We start from the raw sequence: 17192 nt of genomic DNA on the forward strand, positions 1-17192 counted from the left end.
GCTCGCCGCAAATGCCTACATCCACTTACCAGGCTTTGTTGGGCAAGCTGGAAAAGCTGGGCTTTGACCTCCAGCGCATCGAGACCAGCAAACCCTGATGTCAGTGGGTCGTTTCGGCCACACGCACCAAGCCCGCTTCGCTCGACTGCAACCAACCTTGATGGGCGGCGTCTTGTGCCATCTGAGCGATCAGGGCGCGGGCATCGGCGTTGACCATGGCCACGGGTTGCAAACGCAGCGCCGCGTCAGAGAAGTGGTGCACCACCTCGGCCACGTCGTTGGCATCCAGCGCCGTGGGTTTGTGAACCGGTGCGCAGCGCACTTTTTGACCCAATGCCCGGTAAAACACCGCCGCCAAATGGGCAGATGTACCGTATATGCTGCGCATCTGGCCCGCCGCGGTCACGCGCAGGGTATAGCCGTATTTACCCTTGACGCACTCGGCTTGGGTGATGTCTTTCAGGGCGAAGTGGTGCACCAAGTTCCCAGTGCCGTTCTCGGAGATGAGCAAATGGCGTTCGGTCAGCAGCCACAGCCCACGGCCTGACAGCACCACGCGGCCCAGCACATAGCCCAGCAACCGCTCGTCGGGCTGGATGTGGTCGCGCATTTGGTCCACATCGGCTTGCTTGAGCAATTGCGCGCCATAAGGGTTTTGTCCCTCAATCAGCAATTCACTCAGTTCATTGCCATTTTTCAAAAAGTCCAGCCAAGCCATAGGGGTCTCCAAAACAGTGCAGCATGTTCGGTCATGAGGCACAACACAGACGCCTTTACCCACGAATAGGCCTGCTCATCGCCGGGGTATTGCCGAAAAACCCAAGCCTTTGCACGGCCATTGCCAAGCCCAAAGCGTACCTCAAAGCGCTGAACCAAACTGCAGCTTGTTTTCCATTGGGTCCATCATGTTCAATCCTTTCCGATTTTGGCCTCCCCGACCGGCTGCGGACTGCCCATTCTTGGCTCCACTGGCCCCGCTGGCACCGCTGGCCGAACAGTTTTCGGCCACCTTGAAAACCCAATTGGGCCAGCGCGTGCGGGCCATGACCGGTGCCACCGGCGATGCGCGGGACTTCTTGCAGCCTGCGGGCGACCCCGGTTTGTTTGGCCCGGACTCTGCCGCGTGGCAGGTGCATGCGCACTTTGTGGCCATGATGACCGGAGGCCTGTCGTCCTTGATGCTGCAGGCCTTGCACCCGAGGGCTTTGGCTGCTGTGTGGGACCACTCGAATTTCAGGACCCAATTGCAAGCGCGGCTGGGGCGCACCGCCCTGTTTGTGGCCACCACCACCTACGGTGGCACGGCCGCCGCCTTGCAAACCATTGAGCGGGTCAACCGCATCCACGCGCAAATCCGCGGAACACTGCCCGATGGCACCCCTTATGTGGCCAATGATCCGGCGCTGATTCGTTGGGTGCACTTGGGCGAAACCAGCAGCTTTTTACGGGCTTACCAAGACCTGTCGCTGCAACCTTTGCCCATGGCCAGGCAGGACCAATACTTTGCCGAAATGGCACAAGTGGGCCAGCGTTTGGGTGCGCACGATTTGCCCCTGACACGGCACCAAGCCCTGGTGCAGCTGCAAGCCTATCGGCCCGAGTTGCGGGTGGACGAACGTACGCGGCAAACGGTTGCCCTGATCGAACACTACCCTTGCGAACCCCTGGACCGGCCATTGGTGGGCCTGATTGTGCGGGCCGCTTTCCAGATGCTGCCCGATTGGGCCCTGGACATGCTGGAACGCGAGCGCAGCGGCCCTTTGGAGCAAGCCGCTGTGCGCACCGCCTTGCAAGGCATGGGCGCATCGCTGGCCTGGGCTTTTGCCGACACGGGCGTAGCCGCCCGCGCACGCCAGCGCATGGCCCACCCTCTCAAGGCTGCTGAATGGTCTCCAGGTATTTGAGCAAGGACACGATGCGGTTGCGGCTCGCCCACGCAGCGGTTCGGGGCGAGTCACCCGGCTCTGTCATGGCGCGGGCCTTGAACTCGCTGCCCCAGACCGGCATCTCCCGCGAACCATGGGGGCCGACTTCGGCGGCCCAACGGCCATCAATCACGTCCCACATCAACTCTTGCGGGAACTTTCCGCCATGGCGCTGGGCGATGGTGGTCAGGTCGGCGGGTGGCTTGACCAAAAATGAGTGCACCGGTCCGTCGCCCTTGCCCGACAGGCCGTGGCAGCTGGCACAGTTTTCCCGGAAATCCACACGGCCCAAAGCCACCGAGGTGTATGTGCGCTGAACCACCTCAACGCCAGGTGTTGGCTTGCGCCACATCAAGCGTTGAAGATCGACACCGTCTTGGTGTTGAGGTAGGCCTCCAGCGCCTCAGGTCCGCCTTCGGAGCCGTAGCCCGAATCCTTGATGCCGCCAAACGGCAACTCAGGCCAAGGCGCGGCGGGCTGGTTGACCCACAGCATGCCCACTTCCAACCGCTGGCTCAGCAGGTGAGAAGTTTTGAGCGAATTGGTGAAAGCGTAACCCGACAAACCAAACGGCAGGCGGTTGGCTTCGGCGATGGCGTCTTCGATGTTTTCAAAGCTGCGGATGGCAGCGATCGGGCCGAAGGGCTCGTTGTTAACCACATCGGCGTCCAGCGGCACATGCGACAACACCGTGGGCGCAAAGAAATGACCCTGCGTGCCAATGCGTTCACCACCGGTGAGCACCTTGGCACCTTTGGCGCGCGCGTCTTGCATGATGGACTGCATGGCCACCAGTCGGCGCTCGTTGGCCAAAGGACCCATCTGGGTGCCCGCGGTCAGGCCATCACCCACTTTGAGCGACTCGGCGTGCGCCGCCAGCAGGCGGGCAAATTCGTCGGCAATGGTGTGGTGGACCAAAAAGCGGGTGGGGGAAATGCACACCTGGCCCGCATTGCGGAACTTGGCAGCGCCTGCGGTTTTCACGGCCAAGGCGATGTCGCCATCTTCGGCCACGATGACCGGGGCGTGGCCACCCAGCTCCATGGTCACACGCTTCATGTGCTGGCCGGCCAAAGCCGACAACTGCTTGCCCACCGGCGTAGAGCCGGTGAAGGTGATTTTGCGGATCAGGGGGTGCGCGATGAGGTAGTTCGAGATGTCAGCCGGCGTGCCGTAGACCAAGCCAATGACGCCTGCAGGCACGCCCGCGTCTTGGAAAGCGCGAATCAATTCGGCAGGCGAAGCGGGCGTTTCTTCGGGCGCCTTGACGATGATCGAGCAGCCCGTGGCCAAAGCGGCCGACATTTTGCGCACGACCTGGTTGACCGGGAAGTTCCAGGGGGTGAAGGCGGCCACAGGCCCCAAGGGCTGCTTGAGCACCTGCTGCTGCACCTGGATGTTGCGCGGCGGCACGATGCGGCCATACACCCGGCGGCCTTCTTCGGCGAACCACTCGATGATGTCGGCGGCCGACATGGCCTCGACCTTGGCCTCGCCCAAGGGCTTGCCTTGCTCTTGGGTCAGCAGTTCGGCAATTTGGGGGGCACGCTCGCGCATCAGGGCGGCGGCTTTGCGCATGATGGCGCTGCGTTCATTGGCCGGCGTGTCGCGCCAAATTTCAAAACCCTTTTGCGCGGCTTGCGCGGCACGCTCCAGATCGGGCACTCCGGCGTGGGCCAAACGGCCGATTTCGGCGCCCGTGGCGGGGTTGAACACAGGCAAGGTGCGGCCGTCTGCGGCATCGCACCACTGGCCACCGATGAAAAGTTGGGTGTTGGGGTAAGACATGTCGTGTTCCTGAAATCGGTTTGCGCAGGTTCCGAGGGCAAGGCCACCCGGGCAGAGGCCAAATTGTGGCCGGATTTCACGACAATTCGGTCAAACCCGAGACAGACCAAGGCCTTGCCACCCCCACAAGCCTTGATTTGTGGAGGTTTTCAGGCCAAACAAGCGCGCCTTGGCCTACAGTGACCAGATTGAAAGAGAAAAAACAGCATGCACCACCTCAAATCCGTTCTGTTTGTGCCCCACGGCTCGCCCATGTTCGCCCTGCACCCCGGTCCTGCAGGTGCGGCCATGCGCGCTTTGGTGCCCCAATTGGGCACACCGCGCGCCATCGTGGTGATCAGCCCGCACTGGGAAACCGCCGTGCCCACCGTGGGCTTTGCCAGCAGACCCGAAACCATCCACGACTTTGGCGGTTTTGACCCACGCCTGTACGAGATGCAATACTCCGCACCAGGCAGCCCGGAAGTCGCCGCCCAAGTGGTGTCAGCATTGCAAGCGGCCGGTTTGCCCTCAGCCCAAGACACCCAGCGCGGCCTGGACCACGGTGCATGGATACCGCTGCGACAAATGTTTCCCGACGCCCACATCCCAGTGGTGCCCCTGTCGGTGCAAAGCCACCTGGGTCCCGAGCATGCTTACCGTGTGGGACAAGCCTTGGCGCCACTTGCTGCGCAAAATGTCTTGATCTTGGGTTCGGGCAACATCACCCACAACCTGCGTGATTTGATGGTCTTGCGCATGCAAGGCGGTGCCACGCCCGACTATGTGCAGGCCTTTGCCGACTGGATTTACACCCAGTTGGTGCAACGCGATGTGCCCGGTTTGTTGGCCTACCGCCAGCAGCTTTCAGGTCAGCGTGCACACCCCACCGACGAACACCTCTTGCCGCTGTTCACCGCTTGGGGTGCTGCAGGCGCCGATGCACAGCCTGAAGCTTTTTTCCGGGGCATCAGTGACGAAGTGATTGCCATGGATGGCTACACCTTTCACTGAACTGCACCCGTGGGTCCGAACGATCAGTCGATCTTCGCGCCCGAAGCTTTGACCACCTGCGCCATGCGCACATAGTCGGCCGCCAGCAGCTTGCCGAAATCGGCGTTGCTCATGTCGCGGGGCTCGATGCCTTGCTTGTCCAAGCGTGCCAACACCACCGGGTCTTTGAGCAACTTGCTCACAGCCGCGTTGATGCGGTTGGCCTCGGCGGCCGGGATGGCCGCAGGGCCCAGAAAACCGAACCAAGAATCAAACTGATAACCCGGCAAGCCGCTCTCGGCAATGGTGGGCAGCTCGGGCAGGTATTTGCTGCGCTGGGGCGAGGTCACGCCCAACAAACGCACGCGGCTGTCCTTGGCAAAGGCCAAAGCGCCAATGCTGGCGGCAATCACGGCCTGCGCACGTCCTGACAACACCTCATTGATGGCTTCACCCGTGGCTTTGAGCGGGATGTGCACCACATCAATCCCTGCCAAACCCGTGAAATAAGCCATGGCCAAATGCGTGGCGCTGCCCACTCCAGCGGTGGCGTAGTTCATCTTGCCGGGGTTGGCCTTGGCGTAACGGATGAATTCGGCGGCGGTCTTGGCGGGCACATCGGGGTGCACCATCAGCACATAGCTGGCGCTGCCAATGTGGGCCAGCGGTGTGAAATCTTTTTGCGGGTCATACGCGAGCTTGGTGTACAGCGATCCAGCGATGTTGTGGCTGGCCGCTGCTGCCACCATGACGGTGCCGTCGGCCTCGGCCCGGGCCACGTAGCCGGTGCCCACGGTGCCGCCTGCACCCGCGCGGTTTTCCACGATCACGGTCTGCCCCAAGGCCGCCCCCATTTCCTGCGACAACGCACGGGCCAGGGTGTCCTGCACGCCACCGGAGGCAAACGGCACCACAATGCGCACCGTTTTGGTGGATTGGGCTTGGGCCAAGCCCACCGCGCAGAGCATGGCCATACCGAGGCTGGAGGCCAAAATTTCACGACGTTGCATCATCTGAGTTTCCTTGAAGTTCGATCAAACCGTTGACAAATCAGCCCAGGCACACCCGGTCGGCCAAGCGGCGCATGAAGCGCTCGCACCAGGCCAGTTGTTCGAGCGTGACCCATTCATTGGGCTGGTGCGCCTGCGCAATGTGGCCCGGGCCACACACGATGGTGGGCACACCGGCTTGGTGAAACAGAGCAGCTTCCGTGCCAAACGACACTTTGCCCGCGCCGCTGGCCGGGTCGACCTCGGCGCAGTCAAAGCACAGCTGGGCAATTTCGCTGTCGGCGGCCGTGGCAAAGCCGGGAAGCACCGATTTGAGTTCATGCGTGATGCCCGTGCCCGGGGCCACCGCCTGCATGGCAGGCACCAGGCTCTCGCCAAAAGCTTGGGCGCGTGCAAACAGGTCTTCGGGGGTGTTCATGTGGTGGTGGCGGATTTCCCAGGTCACCTCGCACTGGCGCGGGATGATGTTGAGCGCCGTACCGCCTGCGATCACCCCGGTATGTACCGTGGTGTGGGGCACGTCGTAGATCGGATCGAAGGGCCCGTTTTGCACCAGTTCGCGGTGCATGCTTTTGAGCTTAGCGACAAATTCGCAAGCGATCTCCACCGCGTTCACACCCAAGGGGGTGAGGGACGAATGCGCCTCAAAACCGTGCACCGTGGTTTTGTACGAATGCTTGCCTTTGTGCGCGATCACCACCTGCATGCCCGTGGGTTCACCCACGATGCAGCCTGCAGGCTTGAAGCCCTGGGCCTGGATGTCGGCGATCATGCGGCGCACGCCGATACAGCCGACTTCTTCGTCGTAGCTGAAAGCCAAGTGAATCGGGTGCTTGAGTTTGCGCTGGAGCAACTCGGGCACCATCATGAGGCAAGTGGCGCCAAAACTCTTCATGTCGGTCACGCCACGGCCAAACATCTTGTCGCCGATGATCTCGACCTTGAACGGGTCGGTGTTCCAAGGTTGGCCGTCCACCGGCACCACATCGGTGTGGCCCGACAGCACCAAGCCGCCGATTTTGGTTTCGCCATCGTGCGCGGGCAGCGTGGCCCACAAGTTGGCCTTTTGGCCGCTGTCGTCATAAGTGCGGCTGCAAGATATGCCCAGATCGTTCAGGTAGGCCTCGGTCCATTCCAACAAAGCCAGATTGCTGTCGCGTGAGACGGTGGCAAAGGAAATCCATTTTTCGATCAGTGGCAAGGCTGCCAGGTCGGCGGCTTGCACAGAGGACAGGGCAGCTTGAGAAAGTGGGGCGTTCATGCGGGACTCCGTTGAAAGGGGCACACACCTTGTGCGTAAATATCATCTTACAGGGCCGGGCAGCCGCGCGCTGGCCATGCCATGGGCCTGGCGTCACCTTGCCGACAAGGGGGCACGACTTGTGCGCCTAAAGTAGGCGGGTCATTCACCTTTTGGAGTTCTCATGGCCATTTATGAACTGCGCACTTATTCCGCGATCGTCGGGAAAATGTCCGAACTGGTTTCGCTTTACAAAAACGAAGGCTGGCCGGTGCTGGCCAAACACCCGCCGAAATTGGTGGGTTACTTCACAGGCGACGTGGGCGCGTTGAACGAGCTGATCCATGTCTGGAAGTTTGACGACGACACCGACCGCCGCGCCTTTTGGGCTGGGGTGTACGGCGACGCCGACTTCATGGCGTTCGCTGCCAAAATCCGGCCACTGATTGCGCAACAACAAAACAAGCTCATGCTGTCGGCGCCTTGGGGTCCGCAGCCCTGACAGGGTAATGGACGGCCCAATTGCCGCAAAAACGGGCCACCTCGGCCTGTGCATTGCTCTCGCTCGCGGCGTTACGCGTGGCGACAGTCACTTCTTTGCTTTCAATGGTCTTGCCTACCGCGGCCTACGCGATGCCCGCCTGAGATAACAATACGATGTTGCCCATCAAGCCGAAAGTGCCAGTGCCCTGGTCATCCTATTGCTTGAATTCTTTGCGACTGATGGGTTCCCGCTCAAACTGAAAAAATGTGAAGTTGCCGATGAACATGCGCGCCCGCTCCAAAGGAATGCCCATGATCGAGAAAAACGCAATCAAAAACACCAGTCGCAACACCAAGCCCATGAAAACGCCGCCAAAAATAAACCACAAAAAATTGCCAATGGCGCGCACGACTGTTTTTCAATGACTGCGGACGTTGCAGTTAAAAAATATCTCTTTTAAAATTCGGAATTTTTATTATTTTTAATTAGTTTTTACGGTGCAGGTGCGTAATATCCGACTCTCATGAGCTCATAAAAAGAATCGATATTTTTCAACACATCACGCGAAGCCGCCAAGGGCGAGCCCGAGAAATAATCCTTCTGAGGTTTGCCGACGACCGAATTGGGAAATGCTCTCTCTTGCATCGCCAAAGCCAGCAAATGAGGCGCTTGAATATAGTTGCCGGTGTGTGAAAGGCGTCGGACATATTCAAATATGGCACCACCTGACTCAGCGTTTGTCTTCCATTGTTCAATGTTTTTTGCCATCATTTTCCTAAATTCAACTATTAAGTTATTTCTTTCAACAGTTGTTCTGGCGGCCTTAAATCTGTTTTCCAATACAGCTAACCGCTGTTGGTCAGCTAAAATAAGTTTGTTGAATTCTTTGAATTTAGTGTCCGCAGCATTTAGTTTTTCACCCATAAGCTTGAGCTGGTTTTGACCATCGGTCAACAATTCCAAGGCAGCAGATGCGCCTGTGTTTAATTGGTCTGCAGTGTAGACAACACTTTGCACATTGCCACCCCCGCAGGCAGAAGGAGCCTGGTCGTCAACAAGATTCCAAACCAACGGAGCCAGCGCACGGTGCGCAGACTCCCTGTTGGAGTAAGTCTGTTTTGCCAACACGACAATCCCCAATACACCTGCTGTCACTGCCACTTGTGGGCCAGCACATGCTGCTAGAAAAGCACCTCCTGCAGCAGCAGATCCGGCAATCGTGGCAGCACCCGCAACCAAGCCTAAGGTGCCACCCGCATTGCCAGCCACATTCATGGTTGTATCGAAAGCATTTTCAGCCGTGAAGCTGTCCCGCCCTATTGAACTGAACCAATTGGTAAATGAACTGGAAACTCGACGAAGGTTGCTCACTTCCGCCTCAAGCAAAGGCGTAAACGTTTTATTTTCAGCCATAAAATTATCCTTTTGAGAAAATTGAAAATTGCAGCCGCGGAAAGAAAATCCGCCCGCATGTGCACGATTAATGGATGCCAACGCATCCTCAGCCACCCATTACCGGGTTCATCTTTGTTGCATTTCTTCCTTGAATCCGTCTTTCTTCAAAAAATTAAAAAGTCAACAAAAAATGTAAAAAATCAAATGATTCATTCAACAGCCTTGAGCCCCAACACCGTGAACAACCGATTCAAATCCCCCTCTTCACGCAGCACTTCCTGCATGAGTTCAGGCAGGGGCATTCGGCCCCAGCTGACGGCGCGGCGTACCAAGTAGGGCGTGGGGCTGTGGGGTTCGATGCTTTGCAGGAAGTTGGCAATGCCTTCGAGCTGCCGATAAGCGTCGGCTCGTGAGCGGATGGGGCCCGTGGCAAGTCGCGGGTCTACAAAGTCTTCGCCGGGCGCGGCAGGCTTTATCGCAGGCTCTTCTACACTTTCAGAGACATCGACGGCTTGGTCTGTGTCCATGGCTTTCTCCGCAGGGGTGCGCGAAGCTGAAGCCGAAACATTTTGACGATTGGACAACAGGCTGGTGATGGCCCGGTCGATCAAGCCCATGGTTTCGGTGACGCGAGACAAGCTGGGCGCCTCTTTGCTCAGCCGCTCATCAACCATCACGTCGAACGCCTTCCACTCCGCCATGGCCAAGGCCAGCGATTCGCGCAATTTCATCAGCTGTGGGGCCGCTGTGGTTGCGCCCAGCAACATCAATTCGTCGCGGCTAGGGGTTGCTGCCAAGTTGGGTTCCTTGTCTTGGTCATTTTCTGATTTGGACGGTGCCACCAGCGGCGCCTTGGTCCAGTCTTCCAAACTGATGTAAGACGGCTTGCGGTCAGGCCAAGGCAGCAGTCCCACATTCAGGCGCAAGGTTAAAGGCATGCTTTCATTCATCCAGGCCAAAGGGGCCACCCGGGCATCGTAGTCACCATCTTCGCTTTGGCGAGGGTGCACGCCGTCCCAGTAAGTGTTTAACAATCCATGAATCAGTCGAACGCCTGCGCGCAAGCCATCCACTTGGTGAAGGTGAATCCAAGCTTCGGTCAGCCATGCGGCAATTTGCAGGTCTTTGCTGCGTTCACTGAGGGTTTGACTACACAGTGATGCGACCTGCGGCCAATCGGCTTTTTTCAGGGGTCGCTCCCATTCACCTTGAGGCAAACTGGGGTCGTCAGACTCACGTGCAATGCGGATCTCGGCAATCACGGGGTCGTATCGTGCAGATACGCCTGTAGGTTCATCGCCCGCCAAAGGCTTGAGCAAGGCATCAACAATGTCAAACAGCGGGGAATTGGCATTTTCCATGGGATGAAGAATGTAGCGGTGTCAGGGTTTGATGGGCTCTGGCGCACGCGTGGGCAAGGGCCCGGGCCAGAGCAGCGGATTGCGTTTGCCCGGTGGGCTCAATGTCAGCCGTAAATAGACCTTGGCTCGGTTTTCGTTCGCAACCGATGCTGGCGCCACCGTGGCAGCAGCTGAGGGTGTCGATGTGATTGGACTCTTACCGGATGACGCGCTGCCCAAGGCTGGCAAGGTGTCAATAAGCAAAGGAAACTCGACACGCAACAACTGACTGCGACCGTCGCTGCGGGCTTCAGCTTCTCTCTGTCGTCCAATCAGGTTGAACAACGACCACGCATCAGCAAAGCGCAGGGTCACGGTCTTACCGTCCACGCTCAATGCCGGTTGTCTAAAGTCAGCCTGTGGGGTAGCCTGACCATCCTTGGCCAGCCTGAGGGTCAAGGTGATGGGCTGACCAGGCTCCCAGCGCAGAGGCCTGGGCGCGTCACGCAGGCCCAGTCGCTGACGACCGATGTCCAAACTCCAGTCAATCACTTGATTGCCTTGAATTTCACCGCCTTGATTGGCGCGAAACTCAACCGACACGTCGTAGCCCAATGGCACATTGTCTTCGGCTGGAACCAAGGGTGCCAAAAAGCTACGGCTGCGGTCAAATTGGTCCACAAAACGCTGCGCGGCGGCAGAAGATGCCATTCCCTTTTGATTTTGCAGCAGCGCTTGGATGGCAGGACGTGCACGATCGTAGCTGCGCATCAGGCTTGTGATTTCCTCCAGCTCAACCCCAGGGGCCTCAGCGGCCCAGCCAGGCGTTGCAAAGGGCGGACGGCCCGCCAGCGTTTGATTGAAGTCGTTTGAAAACGCACTCCAAAGCGCCAACTGTTCTTTAGCGCGCAATTCATTGCACCGCAGGCTGAGTGAGGCAGCAAGTTGGACGTGGCGTTCGGCAAAGAAATCGGTCGGTCGACCATTGGGCACTTTGCCCTGAAGGCGTTCTTGGCAGTTCAGAGCATCCACGTCTCCCGCCATGGCAATGAGAAACTGCTCTAACCCCAACAAGCTGCTGTTGGGATTTTTGAGCTTAAAACGCTCCAGGTCTTTTGACAAGGCCTGCCACCGCTGGGCTTGGGTGCTGTTCAGGGCTCCCGAATTGAGCAAGCTGAGCACAGCGTCTGCCTCTTTGCTCAGTTGTTCAGCGCGCAAGCTCTGTTGCGCCAAATAGGGCTGAAGGCCTGATGCATCTGACAACCCAAAAGCGCCCAATACCGGACTTTTTTCACCTTGCCAGAAGGCAAAGCTGCGCCCCCTGGCGGCATAAAGTTCAGACCGATTCAATGAATCATCCAGCGCTTGCAGTTTGCGCAGGGCATCTCGGTTGAGCAATGTACGCAGTGCTTCGCCTTCTCGTCGTGCACCCAAGTCAGCCAACAGCAATTGCAAGCGGTTCAAGCGCGTGCGCTCGGCTTCCATGACAGACAAGTCAACAGAAAGACCCGGCACCTTGGCGCCGGGCATCAAAGCAGCATTAAGGTGAGTCATCACTTGATTGCTCAGCTTGCTGTTGACGATTTGTGTGATGGCGCGGTGGCTGTTGACAGGGAATCGCGGCAAGATGTCACTTTTGAACTTCTTGCGTTGCTCTTGTGTTGCCAGAGCTTCATCCAATCGGGGCAGCTCCCAGTTCAAGCCTTGGTTGGACCCTGGGTTGTTGTTCAGGTCCGTAGCAGGGATGTTGTTGGCTTTGGCCATGTAGGGCTCCACCAACAAAGCACTCAGGCCCAATCGCAAACCGGTCAGATCGTTGCCCAACCGGTACCGCATTTCTTTCTCGTCCCAAACCACCTCCGAGTTGATATTCTCACTCAGTTGATCTGTCAGCTCAATGCTGAAGCTTTTGTAAGCGGCATCAAATTTCTCTTTGGTCACCAGTGCCAAATCTGGGCCTAAAAGCTGCGTGGCATTCAAACGAGCCAACAAGTTGTCCCAGCTGGCACCTGGGGCGAAGTTAGGACGCCGCATCCAGGCGGCATTGCTGGCACCTGAAGCCATCAATGACTCATGCGCTTTGATATCGGTCAACAGTTCGGTCAAGAACTCCAATTGCGCCTTGCCATCACCATTGTCATTCACCGTTTCGGTTAATGAGTTAACGCTGGCGTTCAATTCACGTTGGCTCAGCAGCAATGGGTTATTGTCAAATGCGGCTTCTTGCAAGCGCATACTTCTTTGGCGCAAGCCACAGCGCAGGGCTTCTTGAGCAGGTGCAAGTTGAACTTTGTGCTCACTGGCGGCCTTGCTTCTGAAAAGCTCTGAATTTCGTTGTGAAACCGAGGTCAGCTCTGTGCCGAACACCAACTTCACCAGAAGTTGCAGATCCCGCGGGTTGGGCGGCAAACCGGGTGTTTGCAGACGTTGTAGGGCACCGTAGGCCAAGTCGGTTTGTTCCACCTGGCTCAAATACGTCAAAAGTGCAGCAAATTCAGGCAACTCTTGGAATCCCAATTGCTGGGGTCTAGAGACATCAACGGCATCCGAATTCAAAACTGTGCAACTCGCACCTTGAATCAATTCTCCTGTGCTGTTGTCTTGCGGAACCCCAGTGAGCTGACTCACCTTTGTGTAGAGCGCCCGTTGCAAGGTGGCTGCGGCGATATCGCCAAATGCCTGTTCCAAGTACTCGCGCAAGTCGTCAGATACGCTGTCGACAATGGGCCAAGAACCTGGCATGAAGACAGACCACAGGCGCTTGCCATCCATCTGCTCCATGACACCTAAAAGCGCTATGGCTCGCCGGTTTTGGACTTCGGTAGAGATGGTTTCGCCATTTCGCAAGGCCAATTCGCGCTGATCATTGTCTTGCTTGAACTTTAAAATGACACTGTGCAACGCATCACTTTGCTTGTGCAAAATCACCGAACCTGCCAATAAACCCACGCTCCAGCAGCCAATGAAGGTCAAAGTGGCCCAACGAGCACCGCGCCCCAACATGGGGCGACTGGTGAGTTGACTTCCCGAAGGCCGAGCCAAACCATATTCGGCAAATATTTTCTGCTCAAAAAGATCACGTAAAAATACCGGTGTGGGCTCCATTCGCCAACTTCCGATGTCTGAACCTTGACGTGCATGCTCCAACTCACGCGCAGATGGCACCAAGCCTTGGCCCGTACCGGATGTCGGGCCACTGAGTTCATCTTGGGTGGGCAGCGTGTCAGATGGCGCAGAACTTTCGGCATCTGGGTTGTCAGGCTTTGTTCCCTCATTACTGATCCGTTGCACTGAGGCCACTTCGAAGTCTGTGGTGCTGAGCGCACGCTCTGCGGCTTCTCCTGCATCGCCTGTGAAATAAATGCCGCGCATCAAAAACGGCTCATGGTACGTACTCGGTCGCATCAGCTCATTCACATAAAGCTGCAACTGAGGGCGCAAATTGTCAATCTGGCCAGGCAATAAAAAGTAAGGTGAGCTGTCACCCTCAACGTTCAAAACATAGAGCTCAGCAGATGTGTCGGACAAGGTTTGCACTGTGTGGTCCACCGCCAGATCGACCCAGTTGTCTTGGTAGGACGCGGTGATTTCGAAAGGCGAAGACCAACCCAGCATACTTTTGCGCATGGGCTCGGGTAGTGCGCGCGCAAAAGGGGCAAAACCGGGCAAACGCTCACAACCCGAGACCATGACGTAGACAGAAAAACGCATGGCAAAACGGTTTTGTGCTTTCCACAAACGCCTGTTGGCCAATTTGGCCAAGCGGTTGAGTTCCAGCCGCGCATTTGGATCGCTGCTCATCAGCAGATCCACCGGCACCGTCACCACCAATGAGTCAAAGGGTCGCTCAGGTCGGTAGTCACGGCAAAGGCTCAGGAACTCTTCCCAAGGACGTTGTGTATCGTCTTCGTCATCGGGTGCACCCAAGTAGGCCCCCAGCATGTTAATGACAATGCCCTTGTCGAAAAAGTTCCATGAAATTCCTTGGGCACTTGCCGTGGCCGTGGAGTCGGCACTCAAGGCTTGTGCAATGCCTGAGTGACCAAGTGGCAGAGGTTCTGGCTCAAGTCCTTCATTAAGCACCAACACCCAAGGCAAGGTCATGCGCTGAGACCGATCCGCAATGTTGGCTTCTATCAGCTCAATGGCCTGTCGAAAGGACGCACGCAGGCTGTCGTTGCGCATTTTGACCAGTTGGCGGGCTTGTCCTCTGTTTTCTTTTTCTGGGCGACTGGCCACCCAGACAACAAAGCCGAGCACCAGCAAGACCAGCACCACCAGTGCCAACAAGCTCCAAATCACAAGGTCAGACTTTAAAAACATAGGGTACTCAACAAAGTGACGTCAAATTGCATCCGGTTCATGGTTTGACCTCCTGCAAAGAGATGTTTGTGCCATTCAAGGCTTGGCGCAACTGCCAAGTGGGCCACAGCCACAGCAACTCTGAAATGGCCAGGAGACCAATCACGCTGCCCAAGAAAATCAATTTCCAACGGCTCAAAGGTGCCATGCGTCGTGGCGCAATGTGCGAAAGCGTATTGGAGTAAGGCTGCGGAGACAGCACGCGGTCGCGCCCCGCCAAATCTGCTTGCCGCTGAAAAACAAATTGAAACAGTTCGCGCCTCAGACCCCCCAACAAATCCTGTGCGCTTTGACCACGGTACTGGCCCTGAAAGCCCAAGGCCAGTGTGAACAAATAGAGCTGCGCCAGCGTGCGTTGTGCGGGCTCGCGAGCGCGCAAAAGTTGTTTGATGTCGTCAAACACCTTTTCTCCGGCCACGCTGGATCGAAACATGGATGCCTCGAGCAAATGCTGGCTCCAAATCTCGCGGCATGGCCAGTCCTGACGCAACAACACCTCATCGGCCAATGCAGCTTTGAGATAACGCGCGTCTTGTGCCGCTTGTTGGGCAAACCGACTACTGCCTTGACGGTATTCAAGTGTCTGCATCTCAATCAGATTTTCCAATTGACGACTCACTTGGCGCGCCAACACCATCGCCTCGGCGGGGTTGCTGCAGGGCGGAGCGGCTTGCCAAATACGTTCAAGTTCTTCGTAGAAATGACGGAACTGGCGGACCAAGGCGTCGTCATTCACTGTTTCAAGAGCAAGGTTAGGCATGCATGGACTCGTGTGTGGGTTGCAGGGACTTTAGGCCTCGTGGCCTTTGACAAAAAGAACCATCTCTTGCGGCCGCAAGGACGCATAGGTTTCATTGTTATTGCTCACAACCAACTGCTGGCCTTCTTGCATAAGGGATTCTGGGGTCTCAATGGCGAACAAGGTGTAGCCATTGCTGGCGCGCAGTCCTAACTCGGGTGCGGCCTCAATGCATTGACGCGCTGCACCCAGAACGCGTCGCTCACGCAACGAAGCCCATGTTGATTGGGCACCAATGATTGCGCCTTCCATCCAAGCCACCAAATCCTTATCGGGTTTGCCGCGCAACCCAATCACCAATCGTGGGGTGACCCACCCAGGTTGAATGTCCAGTTTGAAGTGGCTGGCATCAAATTCAAACAAGTGCATCAAATGATCTTGACTGATGTCGGCCACTGCCTCTTCCAATGATTCAAGCAGCGGTCCAAAAGCAGCACCAGGTCGGGCTTGTTCATACGCGGGAGGCAGCAAAGACAATGCACCCGGCCTCAACAAGGCCAAAGGCCCCAGCAAACCACAAAGTGCCAGATACAAGGTGTGAGGATGCAACGGCTGGGTTTGCAGCACGGCTTCCAGAGGCGCCAGACCTTGCAACAAACTGCGCAAGCGGTCTTTTTGTTCCAAGGTGGTGATGCGGTCTTCGATGCGCGATGAAGGCACTTGCATTTGCCTGGCAACAAAGGCGGCCTTGCCTCTGAGTTCATTGGCCAGTTGCCAGCTGCGTGCCCACAAAGGGTGGCTACGGGGCAACAACATCAATGGCGGCAATTCGGTGGACATGCGAATTTGTTTATTGTCCTTTTGCACACTGCCCAGACGCAGGTGTTGCCACAGCGATGGTGGCTGAGCGCCTGCTTTGAGACCCAGAGCGGGTCTCAGACGAGGCAGGTCGGCCTCTAGCGCTTGGGAAACTTCGTCTTCTATGGGGGGCATGCTCACCGATGAAAATCGTGAGGGCGCTCCAGGCCTGTTCATGACGCGGGCGCGAGGCAGTGTCAACCAAATCTCTTGCGGTGACAGCTCCAAGGCCTCAGCGTGTTCGGTCAAATCCAACTCCAGTACACCGTGATCGGCATTATTGGCGTCATGCCAGACTGCGGTACCGTCTTGTAGGACCGCATCGATTTCTAAAACGCGCAAAAGCCCATTGGCCAGTAAGCCTGTATCCACTTCCAAATGCCGAACGCCCCATGCTAAAGGTGCTGCTGCCAACGCGTGCCAAGCGGCAAGGGCATCGGTGCGGGCCTGGGTTTGCTGAAAGTGCTGCGGCGCAAGCAGCATGCCTTCATGCCACTGAATGCGCTCAGGAATGGGCGGAAATGGGTAAGTCATGTCTGCAATATTTCTATACACTGATTGATCAAAGAGGCTTGGTTTTGAAGCTGAAACTGCGGGCACCCAAGTCCACCAAAAAAGAGACTTTGCCCAGTGGCAGTTGGGCCCGGTGGTCTCCGGGGGCGAGGTAGTCAGCAAACAGCACCATGCCAGCGACGCGAGGCGAGCCCAGAGCTTCTTCGCTCAGTTGCAACACTTGTTGCGGCACCAATTCCCAGCTTTTGATGGTCAGGGCATTGGGGTATGTTTTGAGAATTTCGTCCTTGCTGGCGAACCATTTGGCAGCCGGCATGGTGAGCAGTTTGTCGAGGGCAGCAGAGTCGCGTACAAAAACCAAGTCCAGTGCCAGAGGACTGTTTTGGTTCACATCTGGCGCAGCCACCAGAGTCATGGCTTTCCAGTCTAAAAAGGACGGGCCAGGCGGACCGCTGAACAAATTGGCTGTGGAAGATGCCATGACGTTGGCCATGCTGCCGACCATGGCACAACCACTGGCAGACACAAGCACCCAAGCCATGCCCAAGCAGGCAAGCCAGCGCAGA

The 17192-nt window shown here is 57.2% G+C and carries 15 protein-coding genes; 3 read left to right on the plus strand and 12 right to left on the minus strand.

All coding sequences use genetic code 11. The features are described 5' to 3' along the window. Nucleotides 1-100: 100 nt before the first annotated feature. On the minus strand, nucleotides 101-718 hold the full coding sequence (locus Q0O19_RS05645; protein ID WP_295520828.1) for a hypothetical protein: 618 nt from the start codon (nucleotides 716-718) through the stop codon (nucleotides 101-103). 241 nt (nucleotides 719-959) lie between these two features. Between Q0O19_RS05645 and Q0O19_RS05650 the strand changes: the two genes are divergently transcribed. Further along, nucleotides 960-1904: an oxygenase MpaB family protein gene (locus tag Q0O19_RS05650; RefSeq protein ID WP_295520830.1), complete on the plus strand. Its 945-nt coding sequence runs from the start codon at nucleotides 960-962 to the stop codon at nucleotides 1902-1904. On the opposite strand, the gene Q0O19_RS05655 is transcribed toward Q0O19_RS05650, so the two are convergent. Then, entirely contained in the window at nucleotides 1873-2247 is a 375-nt protein-coding gene (locus Q0O19_RS05655) for a c-type cytochrome (RefSeq protein ID WP_295520831.1), read from the minus strand. The two genes, Q0O19_RS05650 and Q0O19_RS05655, sit on opposite strands and share 32 nt — an antisense overlap. Before the next feature lie 29 nt (nucleotides 2248-2276). Then, nucleotides 2277-3713 (minus strand): NAD-dependent succinate-semialdehyde dehydrogenase, encoded by a 1437-nt coding sequence (locus Q0O19_RS05660; protein WP_295520833.1) that lies wholly within the window; start codon nucleotides 3711-3713, stop codon nucleotides 2277-2279. A 207-nt stretch (nucleotides 3714-3920) separates the two neighbouring features. Between Q0O19_RS05660 and Q0O19_RS05665 the strand changes: the two genes are divergently transcribed. After that, nucleotides 3921-4706, plus strand: coding sequence for a class III extradiol ring-cleavage dioxygenase (locus Q0O19_RS05665; RefSeq protein ID WP_295520834.1), 786 nt, complete (start codon nucleotides 3921-3923; stop codon nucleotides 4704-4706). A 23-nt stretch (nucleotides 4707-4729) separates the two neighbouring features. Here the strand turns inward: Q0O19_RS05665 and Q0O19_RS05670 are convergent, their stop codons facing one another. Together Q0O19_RS05670 and argE are read right to left on the minus strand one after the other, a co-directional pair. Beyond that, a complete protein-coding gene (locus Q0O19_RS05670) occupies nucleotides 4730-5695 on the minus strand; it encodes a tripartite tricarboxylate transporter substrate binding protein (RefSeq protein ID WP_295520836.1) in 966 nt (321 codons plus the stop codon). A 40-nt stretch (nucleotides 5696-5735) separates the two neighbouring features. Next, on the minus strand, nucleotides 5736-6956 hold the full coding sequence (gene argE / locus Q0O19_RS05675; RefSeq protein ID WP_295520837.1) for an acetylornithine deacetylase: 1221 nt from the start codon (nucleotides 6954-6956) through the stop codon (nucleotides 5736-5738). A gap of 163 nt (nucleotides 6957-7119) precedes the next feature. Between argE and Q0O19_RS05680 the strand changes: the two genes are divergently transcribed. Further along, complete coding sequence (locus tag Q0O19_RS05680) at nucleotides 7120-7437, plus strand: NIPSNAP family protein (RefSeq protein ID WP_295520839.1); 318 nt, start codon at nucleotides 7120-7122, stop codon at nucleotides 7435-7437. Nucleotides 7438-7633: 196 nt separating this feature from the next. On the opposite strand, the gene Q0O19_RS05685 is transcribed toward Q0O19_RS05680, so the two are convergent. The 7 genes from Q0O19_RS05685 to Q0O19_RS05715 form a co-directional block, all read right to left on the minus strand. Beyond that, the gene (locus Q0O19_RS05685) at nucleotides 7634-7828 is read right to left on the minus strand and encodes a YccF domain-containing protein (protein ID WP_295520841.1); all 195 of its coding nucleotides are present in this window, start codon (nucleotides 7826-7828) and stop codon (nucleotides 7634-7636) included. An 83-nt stretch (nucleotides 7829-7911) separates the two neighbouring features. Then, entirely contained in the window at nucleotides 7912-8928 is a 1017-nt protein-coding gene (locus Q0O19_RS05690) for a hypothetical protein (protein WP_295520843.1), read from the minus strand. 95 nt (nucleotides 8929-9023) lie between these two features. Further along, the gene (gene tssA / locus Q0O19_RS05695) at nucleotides 9024-10175 is read right to left on the minus strand and encodes a type VI secretion system protein TssA (protein ID WP_295520845.1); all 1152 of its coding nucleotides are present in this window, start codon (nucleotides 10173-10175) and stop codon (nucleotides 9024-9026) included. Between the two features lie 21 nt (nucleotides 10176-10196). Next, nucleotides 10197-14477: a type VI secretion system protein gene (locus tag Q0O19_RS05700; RefSeq protein ID WP_295520847.1), complete on the minus strand. Its 4281-nt coding sequence runs from the start codon at nucleotides 14475-14477 to the stop codon at nucleotides 10197-10199. Between the two features lie 37 nt (nucleotides 14478-14514). Beyond that, the gene (locus Q0O19_RS05705; RefSeq protein ID WP_295520849.1) at nucleotides 14515-15276 is read right to left on the minus strand and encodes a DotU family type IV/VI secretion system protein; all 762 of its coding nucleotides are present in this window, start codon (nucleotides 15274-15276) and stop codon (nucleotides 14515-14517) included. Between the two features lie 30 nt (nucleotides 15277-15306). Continuing rightward, a complete protein-coding gene (gene tssK / locus Q0O19_RS05710; protein WP_295520851.1) occupies nucleotides 15307-16647 on the minus strand; it encodes a type VI secretion system baseplate subunit TssK in 1341 nt (446 codons plus the stop codon). Between the two features lie 28 nt (nucleotides 16648-16675). Next, nucleotides 16676-17167 carry a hypothetical protein gene (locus Q0O19_RS05715; protein ID WP_295520853.1) on the minus strand — a complete coding sequence of 164 codons (492 nt, stop codon included), beginning with the start codon at nucleotides 17165-17167 and terminating at the stop codon, nucleotides 16676-16678. Nucleotides 17168-17192: the final 25 nt, after the last annotated feature.

The sequence above is a fragment of the Limnohabitans sp. Rim8 genome (assembly GCF_945869175.1).
In the GTDB taxonomy this organism is placed as follows: domain Bacteria; phylum Pseudomonadota; class Gammaproteobacteria; order Burkholderiales; family Burkholderiaceae_C; genus Limnohabitans_A.

Bases quoted from the DNA above. Each gene is read 5' to 3' on its own strand.
- Q0O19_RS05700 (WP_295520847.1), bottom strand. From the start codon at position 14,477: ATGTTTTTAAAGTCTGACCTTGTGATTTGGAGCTTGTTGGCACTGGTG.
- Q0O19_RS05705 (WP_295520849.1), bottom strand. From the start codon at position 15,276: ATGCCTAACCTTGCTCTTGAAACAGTGAATGACGACGCCTTGGTCCGC.
- tssK (WP_295520851.1), bottom strand. From the start codon at position 16,647: ATGACTTACCCATTTCCGCCCATTCCTGAGCGCATTCAGTGGCATGAA.
- Q0O19_RS05670 (WP_295520836.1), bottom strand. From the start codon at position 5,695: ATGCAACGTCGTGAAATTTTGGCCTCCAGCCTCGGTATGGCCATGCTC.
- argE (WP_295520837.1), bottom strand. From the start codon at position 6,956: ATGAACGCCCCACTTTCTCAAGCTGCCCTGTCCTCTGTGCAAGCCGCC.
- Q0O19_RS05665 (WP_295520834.1), top strand. From the start codon at position 3,921: ATGCACCACCTCAAATCCGTTCTGTTTGTGCCCCACGGCTCGCCCATG.
- tssA (WP_295520845.1), bottom strand. From the start codon at position 10,175: ATGGAAAATGCCAATTCCCCGCTGTTTGACATTGTTGATGCCTTGCTC.
- Q0O19_RS05680 (WP_295520839.1), top strand. From the start codon at position 7,120: ATGGCCATTTATGAACTGCGCACTTATTCCGCGATCGTCGGGAAAATG.
- Q0O19_RS05645 (WP_295520828.1), bottom strand. From the start codon at position 718: ATGGCTTGGCTGGACTTTTTGAAAAATGGCAATGAACTGAGTGAATTG.
- Q0O19_RS05660 (WP_295520833.1), bottom strand. From the start codon at position 3,713: ATGTCTTACCCCAACACCCAACTTTTCATCGGTGGCCAGTGGTGCGAT.
- Q0O19_RS05715 (WP_295520853.1), bottom strand. From the start codon at position 17,167: ATGGCTTGGGTGCTTGTGTCTGCCAGTGGTTGTGCCATGGTCGGCAGC.